Annotated in this window: 12 protein-coding genes and 1 pseudogene; 1 reads left to right on the forward strand and 12 read right to left on the reverse strand. The window is 58.4% G+C overall.

Annotation, left to right across the window (positions count from 1 at the left end; translation table 11 throughout):
* Positions 1 to 173: 173 nt before the first annotated feature.
* Entirely contained in the window at positions 174 to 332 is a 159-nt protein-coding gene (locus LCM4576_RS36460; RefSeq protein ID WP_157901193.1) for a hypothetical protein, read from the reverse strand.
* Positions 333 to 940: 608 nt separating this feature from the next.
* Here LCM4576_RS36460 and xopAD point away from each other — a divergent pair.
* Entirely contained in the window at positions 941 to 8917 is a 7977-nt protein-coding gene (xopAD, locus tag LCM4576_RS03635; protein WP_071030591.1) for a XopAD/skwp family type III secretion system effector, read from the forward strand.
* A 321-nt stretch (positions 8918 to 9238) separates the two neighbouring features.
* Here the strand turns inward: xopAD and LCM4576_RS37685 are convergent.
* From LCM4576_RS37685 to sctJ, 11 genes and pseudogenes are all read right to left on the reverse strand, one after another.
* Positions 9239 to 9394: pseudogene (locus LCM4576_RS37685) on the reverse strand (ISL3 family transposase); the annotation flags it as partial.
* A 198-nt stretch (positions 9395 to 9592) separates the two neighbouring features.
* A complete protein-coding gene (locus LCM4576_RS03640; RefSeq protein WP_071030592.1) occupies positions 9593 to 10627 on the reverse strand; it encodes an EscU/YscU/HrcU family type III secretion system export apparatus switch protein in 1035 nt (344 codons plus the stop codon).
* Positions 10624 to 11445 carry a type III secretion system export apparatus subunit SctT gene (sctT, locus tag LCM4576_RS03645; RefSeq protein WP_071030593.1) on the reverse strand — a complete coding sequence of 274 codons (822 nt, stop codon included), beginning with the start codon at positions 11443 to 11445 and terminating at the stop codon, positions 10624 to 10626. The genes LCM4576_RS03640 and sctT overlap by 4 nt, the downstream gene beginning before the upstream one ends.
* Positions 11446 to 11453: 8 nt before the next feature.
* Complete coding sequence (locus LCM4576_RS03650) at positions 11454 to 11729, reverse strand: EscS/YscS/HrcS family type III secretion system export apparatus protein (protein WP_071030594.1); 276 nt, start codon at positions 11727 to 11729, stop codon at positions 11454 to 11456.
* Between the two features lie 2 nt (positions 11730 to 11731).
* Positions 11732 to 12397: a type III secretion system export apparatus subunit SctR gene (sctR, locus tag LCM4576_RS03655; protein ID WP_071030595.1), complete on the reverse strand. Its 666-nt coding sequence runs from the start codon at positions 12395 to 12397 to the stop codon at positions 11732 to 11734.
* Positions 12390 to 13439: a type III secretion system cytoplasmic ring protein SctQ gene (gene sctQ / locus LCM4576_RS03660; RefSeq protein WP_244510611.1), complete on the reverse strand. Its 1050-nt coding sequence runs from the start codon at positions 13437 to 13439 to the stop codon at positions 12390 to 12392. Before sctQ ends, sctR begins: the two co-directional genes overlap by 8 nt.
* A 58-nt stretch (positions 13440 to 13497) precedes the next feature.
* On the reverse strand, positions 13498 to 14031 hold the full coding sequence (locus LCM4576_RS03665) for a hypothetical protein (protein ID WP_040971368.1): 534 nt from the start codon (positions 14029 to 14031) through the stop codon (positions 13498 to 13500).
* Entirely contained in the window at positions 14007 to 15365 is a 1359-nt protein-coding gene (gene sctN, locus LCM4576_RS03670; protein ID WP_040971391.1) for a type III secretion system ATPase SctN, read from the reverse strand. Before sctN ends, LCM4576_RS03665 begins: the two co-directional genes overlap by 25 nt.
* A 12-nt stretch (positions 15366 to 15377) precedes the next feature.
* The gene (sctL, locus tag LCM4576_RS03675; RefSeq protein ID WP_071030597.1) at positions 15378 to 15983 is read right to left on the reverse strand and encodes a type III secretion system stator protein SctL; all 606 of its coding nucleotides are present in this window, start codon (positions 15981 to 15983) and stop codon (positions 15378 to 15380) included.
* A complete protein-coding gene (locus LCM4576_RS03680) occupies positions 15980 to 16612 on the reverse strand; it encodes a nodulation protein NolU (RefSeq protein WP_071030598.1) in 633 nt (210 codons plus the stop codon). Before LCM4576_RS03680 ends, sctL begins: the two co-directional genes overlap by 4 nt.
* A 12-nt stretch (positions 16613 to 16624) precedes the next feature.
* The gene (gene sctJ, locus LCM4576_RS03685) at positions 16625 to 17470 is read right to left on the reverse strand and encodes a type III secretion system inner membrane ring lipoprotein SctJ (RefSeq protein WP_071030599.1); all 846 of its coding nucleotides are present in this window, start codon (positions 17468 to 17470) and stop codon (positions 16625 to 16627) included.
* Between the last annotated feature and the right edge of the window lie 3 nt (positions 17471 to 17473).

The following is a 17473-nucleotide window of genomic DNA, read 5'->3' on the forward strand; positions in this document are numbered from 1 at the left end:
GATGGGTACGCAGAAAGCAACGCCTGTAGTAGTGGGCGTTGAAGAGCGACAGCTGCTGATGGCCGTGAACGACATCAACCGTATCGTCGACCCTATCGTCGTGCATAAGACGGGCTAGGTCGCAGCTTTGCTATCGCGGCGAGGTGGTGCTCCCTGCGCCCAGCCCCTCGGCATCATAACAACCCTGCATAAGGCGGGCTCTCAAGACGACCGCGAAGGAGCGTATGAAGGGCCGACAAGCCATCGTTCACTATCTGAAATTCGTTTGCGCCGCCAATGCCGATGCCTTCATGGCCGTCCTTCAATACATTGCACATGTCAGGCATCGTCATGATCCACCTCAATTTCGGCTAGCGCACGTCAGGGTTTCGTCAGTCGCAGGGAGTATTCCATGCCAGAGCGCGCGATTGTTCAAAAACGACGATCCGCACGCTGGTTGTGGCGAATTACGTCTCGTCGGCGCTGCCGAAGGAGCTTCGCTCGCTCAGGTCGCGGCCGCACTGKGTAATCGGCGCATCATCGGTTGCAAGGGAGACGGCTTATGACAGGAGTTAACCGACGTGCGAATGCGCCAGGCGGATCAGGCCCCCGCTGGTCCCATGCTGGGTCCGATATTGGCGCTGGAAACGATGCCACGGCGTTCAGTTCGGTCATGCAGGGTCTGCACTCTGACAGTCGAGATTCAGGAACCTCCTCCGCTCAAAGGCCGCCTTCGACCAGCGATGCCCGACACCGCCCCTCACATGACCCTTCGGTAGATGCGCGTGACGTTCAGCCTGATGCTCGCTATCTGCCGGATCGCAGCGCGACAAATTGGGAGGAACGTTCATCGCGTTCCGGTACGGAGGGCCACGGTACCGGTCAGTCCAGCAGATTGCGGCCAAGTGCCTCGCACAGGCAATCCGCAACAGGCCTGGATCGCTCATCAAAAAGGCGGCGCATGAGTGGTGTCGCCGCCCAGAGCAGTGCACTCTCAGAACAAGAATCTAACGAAGGTCTAGACGCAATTTACTTCGCCCGGGACATCGTTGGATTCTCGTGTGCAGTAGTGGAGTATGACAGGCGGCTGCAGGGAGCGGATGACGGAATCCATGCAGACTTCGTGCAAAAGGCCGCCGCCCAGTTCAGAAGTCAATTTGTCACACGTTTCGAGGAAGATATACGCCGCGGGAAATCATGGGGCTATGCCACAGCATGCAACGCAGTAAGTCGCGAGGCCGGAGGTGAGGAAGGCGTCGACGCCTGCAAGGCGATTGCAGCTCGGGTGTCGCAGCTTAATGATAGGTTGATGTGCGAAGTGGAGCCCAAAGCTCTTTCGCTCTTCGCGGCGTCGTTTGGTCGGCATCCGCAGTCGAGAACGTGCCGCAATGCAACTATCAGAATAGCCCAATTTTGCCGCGATGAAGACAGGGCACTTGGGGGGCTGAATAGTCAAAGTCTGTCGTTGCTGGTGAACGGTTTTAGCAAGTGGCCGCAGCGGCCGGAAACTCGTGGGGGCGCGGAAGCCGTTGCCCGTGAGGTCGGCCGTCGCACCGAGCGACGTTTCCGGCTGTCTGATTTTGCGCAGCAAAACTTGGCGAACCTTGCAAATGGCTTCGGCAAGTGGCCGCAAGCAGGCGATTGCCGCGACGCTATGATTGCGCTCGYCGGGGAGGTCCTTCGCCGCACTCGCAGCGACCCCGGGCTCTCCGCTTTCAATCACCAGGACCTTGCGAACCTTGTAAACGGCTTCGGCAAGTGCCCGGAAGAGGAGGTCATTTGTCAAGCCACCGACATGATCGCTGGCGAGGTCCTGCGTCGCAGCCGGCACTCCAGGCTCTCTGAATTTACTCACCAAGAGCTGGCAAATCTTGTGAACGGCTTCTCCAAATGGCCGGCGCAGGACTCATTTCGGGGAGCCACAGTCGCGATTGCCGGGGAGATCCTGCGCCGTGACCAGCATTCCCGACTCTCCGATTTCAATCAGCAGGAGCTAGCAAACTTGGTAAACGGCTTCAGCAAGTGGCCACAAGACGTGTCGTCTCGCCAAGCCACGAGCGCGATCGCCGTGGAAGTTCTGCGTCGTGACCGCCGTTCCCGGCTCTCCGATTTCAACCATCAGGATTTGGCAAACTTGGTGAACGGCTTCAGCAAGTGGCCCGAAGACGTATCGTCCCGCCAAGCCATAGTCGCCATCGCCACACAACTTTCCAGCTGCGCCCTTAATGAAGGGCTCGCTGATTTTACTGCGCAGGAGCTGGCGAACCTGGTAAACGGGCTGAGCAAATGCCCCACCAATGCGGGCTGCCACCAAGCCACAGTCGCGATCGCCAGTGAGGTCATTGGCCGCCGCGWTCAACTTTCTGATTTTACTCACCAGAACCTAACAAACCTCGTTWACGGTTTCAGCAAGTGGCCGGACATGGCGGATTGTCGCGAWGCAGGGATCGCAATCGCCGGCGAGATTTTTAGCCGCGTCGACCAGCTCCCTAGTCTTACTCAGCAGGCACTGGCGACTTTGGTGAACGGCTTCAGCAAGTGGYCAGCAGAGGCGGCATCTCAGCAAGTCTCAGTCGGGATCGCCAGCGAGGTCCTTCGCCGGGCACGGGGCGACGCTGGGCTCTCGGACTTTGATTACAAGAACCTGACGAACCTGGTGAACGGCTTGAGCAAGTGGCCGGAGCAGGTGGCATCTCAACAAGTCGTTGCCGCGATCGCCAGTGAGGTTCTGCGCCGCGCCGAACTCTCGGATATTCCCCCCCAGGACCTGGCGAACCTGGTGAATGGCTTCAGCAAGTGGCCCGAAGAAGAATGGTCTCGCCAAGCCACCGGCGCAATCTCCAGCGAGGTCCTCCGCCGCGATCGGCTTTCTGACTTTACTCACCAGAACTTGGCGAACTTGGTGAACGGCTTCAGCAAGTGGCCGGACGGGGAGGGCTGCCGCGCCGCCGCCATTGCAATCGCCGGTGAGGTCTTTCGCCGCGCCGACCAGTTCTATGACTTTGCACCGCAAGCGTTGGCGACAGTGGTGAACGGTTTAAGCAAGTGGCCGCAAGACGCGTCGGCTCGCCAAGCCACAATCGCCATAGCCTCTGAACTGCGTCGCCGAGGCACGCGCCAGCTCGAGCTCTCTGAATTTAATCGCCAGGACATCGTGAACTTGGTGAACGGCTTCAGCAAATGGCCCGAAGAGGCGGATTCTCAGCAAGCCGCAGACGCAATCGCCAACGCACTTTTTTGCCGAGCCGACCGGCTCTCTGATTTTACTCACCAGCAGTTGGCGAACTTGGTGAACGGTTTTAGCAAGTGGCCGAATGGACCGAATTGTCGCGAGATGACGTTCTCAATCRCACGGGAGGTCCATCCCGGCCAGCTCTTTGACTTTGCTCCGCACGAACTAGCGAATCTAGTGAATGGTTTCAGCAAATGGCCGCATGCGGAGGACTGCCGCCAAGCCACGATTGCAACCGCGCATGAGATTCTGCGCCGCGGCGCCTTGCTCGGCGATTTCGCTCACCAGCATTTGGCCAATCTGGTGAACGGTTTCAGCAAATGGCCGGAAGCCCCTACCTGYCGCGACGCGGYGGCCGCTATCGCAGAGGAGGTTCAAGGCCGTCAGCTCTCTGATTTTGTTGCCCAAGGACTGGCGAACCTAGTGAACGGTTTCAGCAAATGGCCCGAACGGRCGTCATCTTATCAAGCCACGGTCGCGATCGCCAACGAGGTTCTTCGCCGAGGCACCCGGCACTCTCAATTTACTTCGCAACATTTAGCCAATCTGGTGAACGGTTTTAGCAAGTGGCCGGAAGAGACGAACTGTCGCGACGCGATGCTCGCAATAGCATCAGAAGTTCATGGCCGCGCCGTTCGGCTCTCCGATTTCAGTTCGCAGGAGTTGGCGAATCTAGTGAACGGTTTCAGTAAATGGCCAGACCAGGCCGGTTCTGAGCGAGCCACAGTCGCCATTGCCCACACGATCGTTCACCGCGCCGTCCGCCTCTCTGATTTTACTTCGCAGGAACTTGCGAATCTGGTGAACGGTTTCAGCAAATGGCCGGAATCGTCGTACCCTCGCGATGCCACGTTCGCCATCGCGGGCGAGGTTCTCCGCCGCCCCGCCCGGTTCTCTCAATTTACCTCACAACATTTGGCGAATCTGGTGAACGGTTTTAGCAAGTGGCCGGAGTCGCCGGAACCTCGCGAAGCCACGTTTGCGATTGCCGCTGAGGTTCTCCRCCGCGCCGACCTCTCCCATTTTGCCCCGGAGGGACTGTCGAACCTGGTGAACGGTTTCAGCAAGTGGCCAGACGGGGRGGACGGCCRCAGAGCCACAGTCGCGATCGCCAGTGAAGCACGTCAGCGCCAGTTCGCTGATTTCGCTCCGCGGTTAATGGCCATCTTGATGAACGGGTTTAGCAAGTGGCCGGAAGAGGAGACGTGCAGGCAGTCCACAATTGACATCGCGCGCAGCTTAGGTGCTCGGGGACAGCGATTTGGTGTATTCACCACACCTCAGCTTAGCCTGATCGTCAATGCTCTGTCGCGAATGATCGTGAGGGCAGAGGACAGTGGCGAGATAACAGACGCCGTTCTGCCGAAGGATCGGTTGCACAAACTCGCTCACTATCTGAACTATGATAATGAGCGGCTGGCGCAGGCCGGCCCTTTAGACATCACGATCATTTTCAAGGGACTGGGTAAGGCTCGACTGGTCGACGATCTCGGTTTGCTGGCATCGGCAGGGTTGAATCGGCTCTCGGAATTGCGTCAAGCCCCTGATTTTGCGACGCAGGTCGATCTGGAAACGATGGGTAACATGTGTGCGGCTCTGCTGCCATTGGCGCGCAGCCCACAGAAGCCGCTGCGCTGGCACCRCAGGCAGGCTCTGACGTTGCTGAACGACCTTCAACCGGTTCTTGAGCAGAAGATTGAAGCGCATCTGAACGCAAGCGATGCCGAGCGGACGCGCGGCCCGCTTGCGAGCCGCTCCCCCGCACTATCGATCTACCAGACGCTCAAGGCGCGTGCGGTGCTGGAGAGACTATTCAGGTCGCCGTATGTCGAGGGTAAGCGGGCCGACTTGCGGGTGCGGCAACAAGAGCTGGAGGGCAAGACCAAGGATATCCTGCACAGGACGCGCGGTCTCATTGAAGGCGACCTTTCCAACATGAGCTGGAACTTGATCGCGCAGATCGAGGCCGACAGTCCGGTGGATGCGTTAGACCTGTTCATAGAACAGGATGCGGCGGCGATCCAGGCGCAGCATCCGGCCTCAGTGTTCGACGTGCTTCAGGTGCTGCAGAGCATGGATCACGAGCCCAGGCCGCCGCAGGGCGATGCAGGACTGATGCGGTTGCCTGTGGTGGACATGCAGGGGCGRCCGTTGCCCGGCGAGCCCGAAACACGCTATTCGATTTTCCATCRCCTGACCTCGGGAAGACTGCCCGTGGTCGCCGTGCAACTGCCAGCGACCCCGAGTGCATTCATGCTGGCGCGGACGCTCACCGTCGATGGCGTGCCATACCGCATGGACCTGTTCGGCGGTAGCAAATTGAAGCCGCCGCGATTGAACGTGTCTCAGGTTGCCGCGCGTGCCCCAGGCGAGCCAACAAAGCCTTCCGGGGGAAAGTTGCTGGCAATCCCTTATGCCGAAACCGCACCCGGCACTGCCTTCGAGCAGCTCTCGCGCGCCTGGGCACCTTTCAAGGAGGCCTATTATTACACTCAGCGCAGGGGCTTTGCGGCGCCTCCGGCGATCAAAGATCTATCTCCTCACGACTACGCGTTGGAAGGCGCCTTCAAATTGGTGCTGCTGCCGGACCGTCCCACGGGCGAGGCGCACCCCTTCAGGCTGACGGGGCCGGAAGGGCCAATCGCGTTGCGACCGCATGACGGCTGCGGTTTCATAAAGGCCTCGCTGGCGAATCTCATGCCGGCCGTTCGTCGTGGCGGCGAGCAGGAAGACGGTCCGGACCGGGTGCTTGCCTATGGTGAGGCAAAGAACACGTCCCTCCCGGTCTCGGCGCTGCAACATTATCCGCGCAGCGAGCAAGTGGCGGATGAGGCGCGCCAAAAGGCTCTGACCTGGCTACGTAGCAAGGAAAGGCCACAGTTGACGTCCGAAGAGCTATTTCGCACGGTTACGGCGGCAAACATCAATGGTCCGGGCGCAATCGCCGTCCCGTCCGCCGACAGCTGCCTGCATGTGCCAACGCTCAAGAGCCAGACCTTGAGCAGTGGCGGCACGCTAATCGGGCGATCCCCTTATGACAAGCCGAACCTGAGGCCGTTCGCCGCTGAGCAAGTCAAGTCGGCGGTCGATGGAGATCCGACCGCCGTGTTTCTCGATAACTGCACGGCCATCCAATACAGCTTCAATGTCGCGCATAAGTCTGGCGAGGAACTAGCGGCCGACGATCCAACTTTGTTTGCGAAAGGCGTTCTGATCGTGGTGCCGGATGAGATGTGGCCCGCCGACTATTCCGACCGAGGGCTTGTGATGTCTTCCGAGGACGTCAAGTGCCATTCGAATTGGACCACGGGCAAGGACCGCGCGAAGGTGGACACGCCGGTCGACTGCGTCGGCATCCTCCAGGCGACGGAGGTGTTTGCCCCGGGCTCGGTGGTTGCCGTGCCGCCCAGCGAACAGAAAAAGCTTGACGGCGATTTCGACGGGGATAGCGTCATCATTATCGGCGATCGGCCGCTGCTTTACGAGCATGTGAGGCAATTCGATAAAGAGGAGCAGGCGCGCGGGCTTGGCTCGCTCAAGCCGCCAAAGTCCCATACTCCGGCGATTGACAACGGTCACTACAAGTTCGGTCGCGCCAGCCAGATCCTCGCTGCCACGCGGAACGTTCTGGAAATCTACACCGGCTTGCAGCGAGGCTTTCTGGCTCAATCCCACGAAGCGCGACAGTGGTTTGCCGAGCGTGCCATCTTCGGAACGTACGAAGGCATTCACCCACAGCTCAAGCGAAATATTCGAAGCCTGCTGGAGCAGGAGCGGGTCAGCGCTCTGAGCTTTCTGGACGCGCGCGAGATAGCGCGGCGTGAGATCGTACTTGCCAACCATCCGGTCGCGCGCGAGATGGCCGAATTGCTCCTCGCCGAGCTCGAGGCTTGGTCCGGGAGGCTGGAGGAGCAAGCCCTGCCCGAAACGGACACGAGCATGAGCGAGGCTCCTGTCGCAGTAAGCCAACCGCTTTCCGCGCTATTTCCGGAACTGGCGGAGAGCTACTCGGTAACGACCCAGCCACGCGAGCGCGTCCAGCTTCTGGTGGACCGTTACCCTGCACGCATCGATCCGCGACCCGATGGTTATAACCCACACGATCTCGTGCAAAGTACAAACAATCTCCTCAGCCTGGGTATCAAAGTCGGAACTGACGCCTATAAATCCGACACTGGCGCCCACACATTTATGTTCAAGAGCGGGTACCTTCAGCGCCTGCTGCAACAGATCCCGGGCCTAGCCACCGTACCATATGTAAAGAGCACGGCGGCGGCTCTCCACCACGGAAGCTTTGATTCCGATGCAGCCTTGAAGGAGCTGAAGGACAACCCCACTCTGGCGGCTTCCATCATGGAATCCTCGATTAAGTTCGCTGCGGAGCAAGGCCTTCTGTCCAGGCCCTCCAACCTCCGGCTCGCCGTCGGAGATAGCGACATGACCATAACGCTGAACCGCGAGGAGGCGTTGGAGCGCGCCAAAATCGAGTCGTCGCGTGCCAAAGAGGTGGAAGAGAACATCACTGCAGCGGCGCTCGGAGTTGCCGCGAGTCTCAGGAAAGCCGGCATCCAAGTGAATATGCCTCATCTTGAGCACAGGCTGAGGTCGGACGCCTCCATGACAGACCAGCTCTTCGGCGTGCAGGTCCCCGTCGAAGCCGGCGCCCAGCTGATCGGCAACGCTGTACGTCATCTTTACGAACTCCCCGACAAGGAATTTACGCCCGCCTTCAAGAAGGCCATTCTAGCCTTCGAAGAGCGAGGCTATTCGGAGGTCAGCACAATCAACTGGTTCAAGACGCGATCTCCAACCTTTGTCGGCATCAAGACTGTTCTCGCCACGCCTGAGGGCTACCGCTTTGAAGTAGAGTTCCACACGGCCGACAGCTACAAGGCCAAGATCGACAATCATGACACGTACAAGGAGCTGCAGAAACTGCAGGAGCTCCAGCGAGGCAGCCGAGAGTCCCTGGATCCCTCGATAGCCGAGCCACTCTTGGAGCGTGTGCGAAACGCTTGCAACAAGGTTGTCATCCCTGACGGAGCCATAGGGATCCCGCACTGGGAACCCRACGCGGATAGTTCAGTCGGTGCCAGTCTAATTCGTCGATTGAAAGTGGAGCCGCCTAAGCACACGACGGCGCGGTCCGCGATCGGACAAGAAATTCTTGGCGCTCTGGGCTCGCGACCGATCGTGCTTGTCGGCATGAAGGGCGCTGGGAAATCCAGTTTTGGCCGGGTGCTCGCCAGACGACTGGGGCTGAAATTCGTCGATGCGGATAAGGAGATCGAGGCTAAGACTGGCAAGTCCATAGCTAAGATCTTCGCTGAGGATGGGGAGGTGCATTTCAGAGATCTTGAGATGAAAGAGATAAAGAAGTCGCTCGAACAAGGGCCGAAGGTGCTCGCAACCGGCGATGAAACGTTCATGTTCGAGGAAATTCGGCATCTTGTCAGTGCGAAGGCGGTCTCAATCTGGCTCAATACCCACGAGAACGTGATCAGGCGCAATCAGAGGCACGAGCGTCTCAAGACTAAAACCGACGATCAAGACCAGTCCGTCACAGATCTGATGCGCGTGCGTAATCCTGTCTATCAACTTGCCGATCTCACGATTGCCCCGCAGCACCAGCGAGATCTTAAGAGTGCGGATGCTTGCCTGAGCGCGTTGCACGCCCACCTATGCGGCGAGGGCAGGGAAGCCTAAACTTGTGTCGTGCCATGGGTAAGGACGGTGATGGCGTAGGTCAGCATGCGCCCCCCCCGCGTCGACACCCTGGTCGGTATAAGGGTTTTTCGGATAGTTTGAACGTACAGAACTGTAGATGTGGCGAAGGCAGCGCGGTGCGGCGCCCTTCAGCGGCACAGTTAAAAGTTGCGCAGTTCTGGACCGGACATCGGTCAATGGAACCAGGTGCCGTTCGAGAGTTGGGCGTTCAGAACGTCGAGTTCTTAGCAGGAGACGGATGCGCCTTTCCAGCACCAGGCATCAATACAGTCTACGCCCGCTTGCGGCTCGCTACAATCAGCCGGCGCTGTGGCCGAGCAGGCCGACAATCTCCCCGCCCCTTCTCGTCCGACGCGCGTATGGATCAGCTACCGTCGGCAGTCGGTCGGTGAACGTTCGTCGTGCGCATTGCCCATGTGCACATCGCTAGCGGCTCAGCAGGAGTTTCACTGTCACCGACTAGGCGGGRCAAGATGACTTGTGACGGCGGACCGAGCGCGTTGAGCAGAAACGGGAGTCCCGATGTCGCGAACATTGCGATAATTCTCTAAAAATGTGAGGCCGGCCCGACACACAGACGATTCCGGTTTGCCCATGGTCCATAGCGGCAAAGTAGGCTGYGCAATCACGGAGAAACCGATTTTGTCTACGCATCTAGACTAAGCCGGCGGCATGGAGTGCTCTCGCGACGGGCTCAAAATACTGCATTGGAACAGGTTTTCCTAGCTTTGTCGTCTGGATGAGCTGACGCGCCAGGCCATCATCGTCGACAATACTTAGACGTAGAGCTTGCGCCGCTTCGAAGATAGGTGAAACAGCCTCGCCCTCGCCGCGGCAAACCAAGACCGGCACCCCAGTCTCGCCCCTCACGTAACGCAGACCGACCAATATCGCCCGCCCTCTCAAGATCAATGTGGCGGACTTCACGCCAAGCGGAGGTTCGCCAGCCATCTCTTGACGTAGGCGACGTTGTTCACGCTTCAACTCTGGCGTACCTTCTTGTTCCTTCCTTTCGCGCTTGACCTCGGTCTCAGTCATGCGCATGTCGCRCAAAAACAACCAGCGCTGGAGCAGGAGATCGATCAAGCCGCCGACCAGAAGTGCACCAGCACCAATCCCGACCAGCAGTTTCACCTCCGTAAAGACGAAGCCGAGRCACGAAATGCCGCAGACCGGCAGATAGATCATCGTTTTCCACATGCCCAGAATGGCAAAAAGAAAGATAGCGCCGAGGACTAATAGCTTCACCAGCGCCTTGCCAAGGTCGGTTAAGGAGCRCATCGTCACGATGCGCTTAAACCCTTGAAAAGGATTTATTTTTTCAAGCTTTGGCGCCATCGGCTCAAACGAGAAGAGTAGTCCACCGTTAGAGATGAATGCGGCMGAGACCGCCGCGGCGGCTACAGTTCCAAGCAGCGGGCCGACGGTCGTCACGGTGAGTTCGGTCAAGAGAATTAGCGCTTGCCCGACAGCAATATTGAAAGGCAGATTCTGYAGCTTGTCGGTCAACAAAACCGCTTCGATGCATTTGTCTTCGATCGCGCTAGCTCTTAACCATAGATAGCCGAGACCGGCGCAGGTGCCGACGGCGCGGACGAAATCGGTGTTGCGTGYAATCTGCCCCTTCTTGCGAGCTTCGCTTAGCTTCTTGTGAGTGCCCGGGTGTTTCTTCTCTTCGCTCGTGCTCATTTCAGCATCTTTTCGAACGCCTCGAGCCCGCGGTTAGCCTGTGCGATATCTGACGCCATGGCGTCGATGAGATACRCAGTGTAGGTGACCATGATGATCGGAAAGCCGATATTTTTGATCGTCGGGGAAAGACGGTTCGATTTGAGTTGCGGGGCAAAGCGGGCAAGGATCATTACCGAAATGTCAACTAGTAACAGAAAGGCCACGACAGGCCCGGCGGCTAGTAAACTCGTCACCATAATCCGGTCGAGAAGTGCGATTAATTCCATTGCCCCTTGTGAGGTCAGGGCGGGATGAAATTGATATACGGGCCAGATTGAGTAGCTGCCATAAAGGGCGCTGATCATGATCTGCAGGCCGTCCGATGCGACGAAGATCGTGATTGCTGTGATTCCGAGAAAAAGTCCCATCGCGGATGCCTGAGTGTTCGTCGCAGGGTCTACCGGACCGACTTGGCTGGTGATGCCGCGCTGGGTGTCGACAAGCTCACCGRCCGCCTGGAGGCTCCATATCGGGATTCCGAGTGGAATCCCAAGTAGCAGGCCGACAAAGATCTCCTTCAAACCGAGCAGTGTCACTTGGATGAAACGGGTATCAGCATCGAGCAGCTGTAATCCGTCTCTGATGGGTGCCAAGCACGGTAGCCCGAACGCGACCGCAAGGCATGTTCTGATTAGCCCGCCAAGTTGAGACCGCGTAAATACAGGCAGGACCAGCATAATGCCGGCAGGGCGARCCGCAGCAAGACCGGCGGCGATGATGAGTTCGATGGCCGCATGGATGATCATTTGGGCATCGGCGGGTGACGAACMAGACATAATGAAGGCTAGTGACTCGGTATAATCGCGGGAAACTGTGAGAACACGTAATCGGCTTGCTCGATGAGCGGAGYGGTTAGCACAGGAGCAAACAGAGCAAGGATCGCAACAACGACCAAAAGTTTCACTGTCAGGTGCAAGGTTTCATCCTGAATCTGTGTTGCCGCCTGGATAATACCGATGCCAAGGCCGACAATCACAGCGGCAATAAGTGGCGGCAGAACCCAAATCATGAAAACGATTAAGGTTTGGCTTATTTGGGCTACAATGCTGGCCTCATCCATGGTCAACCTCCCGGCGTTGTATAACTCAACACAAGCCCTTGCGTTAGTCGGGACCAACCATCGATAGTAACAAATATAAATAGTTTGAAAGGGACAGCTATCATTGTTGGGGAGACCATTGACATGCCCATCGCCATCAAAATCGTCGTCACGATGAGGTCGATGCATATAAACGGAAGATAAAGAAGAAAGCCAATTTCGAAAGCACGCTTGAGTTCTGAAATTAGAAAGGACGGTACGAGAATGGCGAAATCATCAGGTGTCGCCCTGGCGCGCATTTCCTCTGGCCAGACTTGTTTGGTCGAAGATAGRAAAAATCGGCGCTGCTCTTCGCTTGTGAACTTCTTGAGATAGTCACGCAAAGGCTCTCGTGCCTCCTCGCCAGCGGCAACCCAGTCATCGAAGGTTTGATAGTGGAGCTTCGGGTCCGTGACGCGCTCATAGGTCTGCTCGATAACAGGCGCGCTAACGAAAACGGTGAGAATTAATGCCGTCGCGTAAAGAACTATATTCGGGGGTATCGTCTGCGTCCCGAGAGCATTGCGGACGAGGAATAGAACCACTGATATCTTTATAAAGGCCGTGGTTGTGACGACTGTGAGCAGCAGCAGACCCAGYCCAGCCGTAACCGCAAGAAGCGCCAGGATCCCTGGTTGAATCTCACTCATTGCAAGCCAACCTGCCACGTAGCCTGATGYCAAGCTCGTCGCCGATGCGCACGATGTCGCCACGGCCGATACGCCGGCCGTTGGCAACTATATCGATCGGACCGTCGACCGGCCGATTGAGTTCGAAGACATGTCCTTCGCCTGCATTCCTCAGTTCCCCCAGCGGCATCAGCCAGCGGCCGCATTCAAAAACCAGAGTGATTTCGATATCGTCGAGCTCGGCATCCGATGGCCCTTGCTGCAATTCCGGTTCTGTCATGATGTGCGCATACTCCAAAGGGCATGGTTGCGGGCGGAAAGGCCCCCGCAGGATCAGGCTGTCGTCCGCAACATCTGCCACGGCCCAGAGCCGGCCCGCAGAGAGGATGACCTGATCGCGGTGGAACGGTAATACGTCTGGTATCAAAGCATCACCGGCAGAAGTTTTGCGAATAAGCGCCGCCGGAACGCAAAGCGAGYCGATCTTTCCTGCAACCAGGATCGGGAGCTCAGCGGGTAATTCGCAGGGTTGTCGCGGCAGCTGTCGAATCAGATCCCCCAGGGCGTGGAACGCGAACGGCACCGGGCCATTGAGAGGCGAGAATAAGCACAGACGAGCTTTGCCGTTGATCGGGCCGCAGGCGACGTCGTATTCGAGATAGGGAGGTGGCATGGTGGTTTCGCGCAGCTGAGCCAGTTGCACGTCCTGCCCCGTCTGAGCCTCGAGCCGAGCGATAAGCGGCTCAAGTGCGAGTTCGAGAACGAGTGAACCGGTTGGCTCGGAAGGTAGGCCAATGCCGCTCTGCACGGTCGAGATGAGCCTCTCTATCAGTGCGCGGGAGATCGACAAGACGATCGTCTCATCTCCGAGCCGCCAAATGCACTCGAGCATTGGGATGGGAAGCGATTCCGGCTGCCAGACAAGCCGTCCCATTCGCACCGATAGCGGCTCGTCGCCGAGCCGGCACTGAAAAGGCGTGCGGGGGTGTGCGCATTCGTTGAGCCACGAGACGACGTCGTGGGACAGACTTAGCTTTGGCTTCAGGGAATCGTGCGTGCTCAATGTGTTTTCGGCCCTACAAGACGGCACCATTGCGACACGACAAGAATACTAGTGGTCATCAGATTGACTTGCCCGCCACCTCGGTGAGCGAGACACTCGCGTACCGAAGCAGGATCTCATCGTCGGCCTCCGTCTCGGCTGCGGTCTGAGAGCGGATATCGACGCCGCGCCGGACGTCGTCCTCGATTTGTTGCCACTTGTTCCTTGCCGCCGAACAGCTGATCCAGAGCGACCTTGCCTCAGACGCCGCTGTCTCGGCCTGTTCTTGAGCGATGCAGGCGTTATCAAGCGTCTTTCGCCTCAAGGCGACCTCAGCCTCAAGCCGCTCTATGTGGAGGTGGCCTTGATCGAGCGCCTGGATGGACAAGGCATCAAGCGTTGCAAACCGTTGGTAAAGCCCCATCTCCGCCCTTGCGCAGTGTTGCTGTGCGATTGCAAGCTCGCGGGAAGCATGCTGTGCGGCCTCGGCCGCTAAGTGGGCCTTGGCTTCCTTTTTGGACAGCTCACGAAAGGCGCTACGCTCTCGCATATCCTTCAAACGCCGCAAGCTCGTAGCGTGGAAACAATTCATTCGGTCAGCTGCAACATCCATGCGACGGTTTCCTCAAAGTCGCTCGCCTCGTCTTGTCCCTGGCGCAAAAATTCCTGCAGGTCGCCGATCGAATCGATAGCCCTGTCGGTAAGCGGATCGTTGCCTTGCTTGTACTCGCCGACCTTGACCAAAAACTCGGACTCGGCGTAGCGCGAGAGGAGATCACGGAACGTAGATGCCGCCTCGCGATGTGCCATAGGCACGACCGCATCCATTACGCGGCTGCGACTTTGGAGCACATCGATCGCGGGGAAATGGGATCGCGCAGCGATGGTGCGTGAGAGGACGACATGGCCATCGAGAATGCCGCGCGATTCTTCTGCGATGGGATCCCCCATGCCGTCACCTTCGACAAGCACTGTATAGAAGGCCGTAATTGAGCCACGCTCACCCATGCCCGCGCGCTCCAGCAGGCCTGGCAGCATGGCAAACACGGAAGGCGGAAAGCCTCGCCGGGTCGGCGGCTCGCCCGCAGCAAGTCCGATTTCGCGCATGGCCCGGCAAAAGCGCGTCAAGGAATCCATCATTAGAACGACGCGTTGCCCTTGTTCACGAAAATGTTCGGCAAGCGCGCTTGCCATGTGAGCACATTGCGCCCGCTCCATGGCCGAGCGGTCGGATGTTTCGACCACAACGATCGTACGACGAAGAGCCGCTTCCCCAAGGTGTCGCTCAACGAATTCGCGCACTTCGCGCCCGCGCTCGCCAATGAGGGCAATTATGTTAACATCGGCCGCCGCGCCCTTTATGATCTGCGATAGTAATGTTGACTTGCCGCAACCAGGCTCTCCATAGATCCCAATCCGCTGGCCTTCGCCGCAYGTCAGGAGACCATCCAAGGCGCGGATGCCAAGTGGGAATGGTCGCTCGATCATGCGCCTTGTCATGGGGTTGGGCGCCTTGCCCCGAAGCGGGCGCGTTTGGTCGGCTTTGAGAGCGCCTTTGCCGTCGAGGGGACGGCCAAAGCTGTCGATCACGCGGCCAAGCAAATCGGGGCCGACCGGCACTTCATGCATTCGACCGCTAGCGACCACTTCTGCGCGACTGGACAGGCCCACCATGTCACCGATCGGGGTGAGCAGCACGCCATCTTGAAGGAAACCGATCACCTCGGCTTCGAGAGAGCGTCCGGTGCGCGGATCCTGCAGCAGACAAAGTTCCCCAATTCGAGCATCCGGCAACACGGCATGGAGAACAGTACCGACGGCCCTAGTTAGGCGTCCGCGCACGACACGGGTGTCGATATGCTTTGCCGTCGCTCTCACAGACGAGAGCGCCGCATCCAGTGTCCTGTCTACAGCTGGACTGTTGTGTTGTGGTAGCAGTTTGGTCACAGCTCGCCTTGTTTAGCACTGCAATCCAAAGCCGAGGCGCAGCGCCCGGAATTGCRCATCAAGTCCAAGATCGACATTGCCATAGTCGCTCCACAGCACGCATTGCTGCGGCGACAGCGCCGGATCCGGATCAACTCGAACTTTCGGCCGGYCTTCCCGTCCGTCGTATGTAGCGAACTCGCCTGCGACGGCATCGACTTGCGTCGGACACACCTTAAGGCGGACTTCCGCGCCGCCTTTCCGGTCGATCGCGTGACGAACGGCGCTCACCAACAGCTCACCAGGGTCGAAAGCGCCCAGCAGGTCGCTTACGATCTCCATGACGAGTTGTGGCAATTGCTGCTCCAGGGCTGTCCTTTGGCGTGCCGCTTCAGAGACCGACTGCGCGATCAGCCGCGCCATTTCCTCAGCGCCACGATTCATCCCCTCACTACGTCCGCGCTCCCGTTCCCGCTGATATGCTATGCGCGCCCAGTTGCGAACCCGCAGCAGATACCGTTCCGCCGCCGCGCGCGCCYCAAAGGCACTGTGCCAGATTTCGAGCTCACTGGCCGGGACCAGCGGCCCGACGGGGCGCATCCGCGGAGCGACCGGAGCTTCGATATCGTCGAGCGTCATATCGCAGGGACCTCAGTCGTCAGATGAGCCAGCACAAGCGAAAACAATTGGTCTGCYGCATGGCGGTATTCGGTCGCAGGATTCTCGRCCGCGGTCCCGACGGGCAAGCGTAGGAACACCCTGTGGCGGTCGAGCAAAGAATGCCCATCGAGCCAAACCCCAAGACAGGCTAATCCATCGTTTTCAATCTGTCGGGCGAGTTTTTCCGGATCCGCGATCAAGCTGGTTGAGATCGCCTGCGCCTGGTGTCGGATACCAAACGTATGCGCTTCAGCGCCGATACGTTCGATCAGAACGGTAACTTCAGGCTTGGAAACCAGCTTCAGCAGCGAACGGGCATGCCAGATACTACCGGCAAACACAGCAGCTTGGCGCGGATCATGCCCGTGTAGAAGGTCCGACCCCCAGACGCTGCCATTCAGGTCCATTCCATCGTCGAGGAGCAATTTTGCCAGTCTTGGCTGCAGTCTTTGGTTGTTCTGCAGCCGCACCAACGTCGCAGCCGACAAAGCTGGGTCAAGGCGTGCAGCAAGGCGGGTCGGATGGGTTGAAGCGGCAAGCTCGCCCAAGACCGTAAAAGGCAATTTGAACGAGTCATTGCGTTTGAGGGTCTGCATCCGTATTGGCATTCGGAATACCTCCTATGCGGCATCGCCGATGGTGTTTTTTCGAGCGGCCCCGATCGCTGAAACACCCGAGCGCCCCTCGAGCCTTGCTCGTTGCGATGGCTGCCTCCGCCTATAGACAAGAGAACTGGCCAAGTAGGACAGCACCGCGAATACTGCCACGGCGAGCCCCACAATGACCGCCAGAAGTGGCACCGGAATTGATTTAGCTGCTTGGGTCGAGGCAGGCCGTTGCTCGACTGCCGGCCGTTCCGCCGGCACGAATACGACCTCTACCTTGTCGTACGACAAGCCTTGGATGCTGTTTGCAACGAGCATCTTTATCTGYGGCAGCAAAGCCGAGACATTTATGTTGGCATCGTGCCGGACGAATACCGAGGCCGAGGATGGTGTGGCGCGCTCCCGCAACAGGTCGTTGTCAGGCAAAACAACATGGACACGTGCTGAGAAAACGCCGTCGATTTCGCTAATGKTATGCGACAATTCTTCGTTCAACGCATAGACGTAACGGGCGCGCTCCTCGGTCGGCGAGGCAATGAGGCCTGATCCTTGGAAAATTTCGCCGAGATTCTTGAAAACCTGACGCGGCAGCCCCTTCGCATTCAACAGGTTGATTGAGAAGGCAACCTGCTCATTTTCGACCTGGAGCGTGCTGGTCCCATCCTTGGCGGCGACGCGGACCGCATCCACGCCGTTGTCAAGCAAAATCGCGAGCATCTCATTGGCATCGCGTTCCTGCAATTTTGTGTAGAGATCGTCCTTGCAACCACTCAGAATCAAGAGTAGCGGCAAAACATAATGACACGATCGCCGACCAGGCGGGCGGCGATCAATGCCTTCGCCGTGCGGTGACGCGATCATGCG

The sequence above is a fragment of the Mesorhizobium sp. LCM 4576 genome (genome assembly GCF_001854815.1).
GTDB lineage: Bacteria > Pseudomonadota > Alphaproteobacteria > Rhizobiales > Rhizobiaceae > Mesorhizobium > Mesorhizobium plurifarium.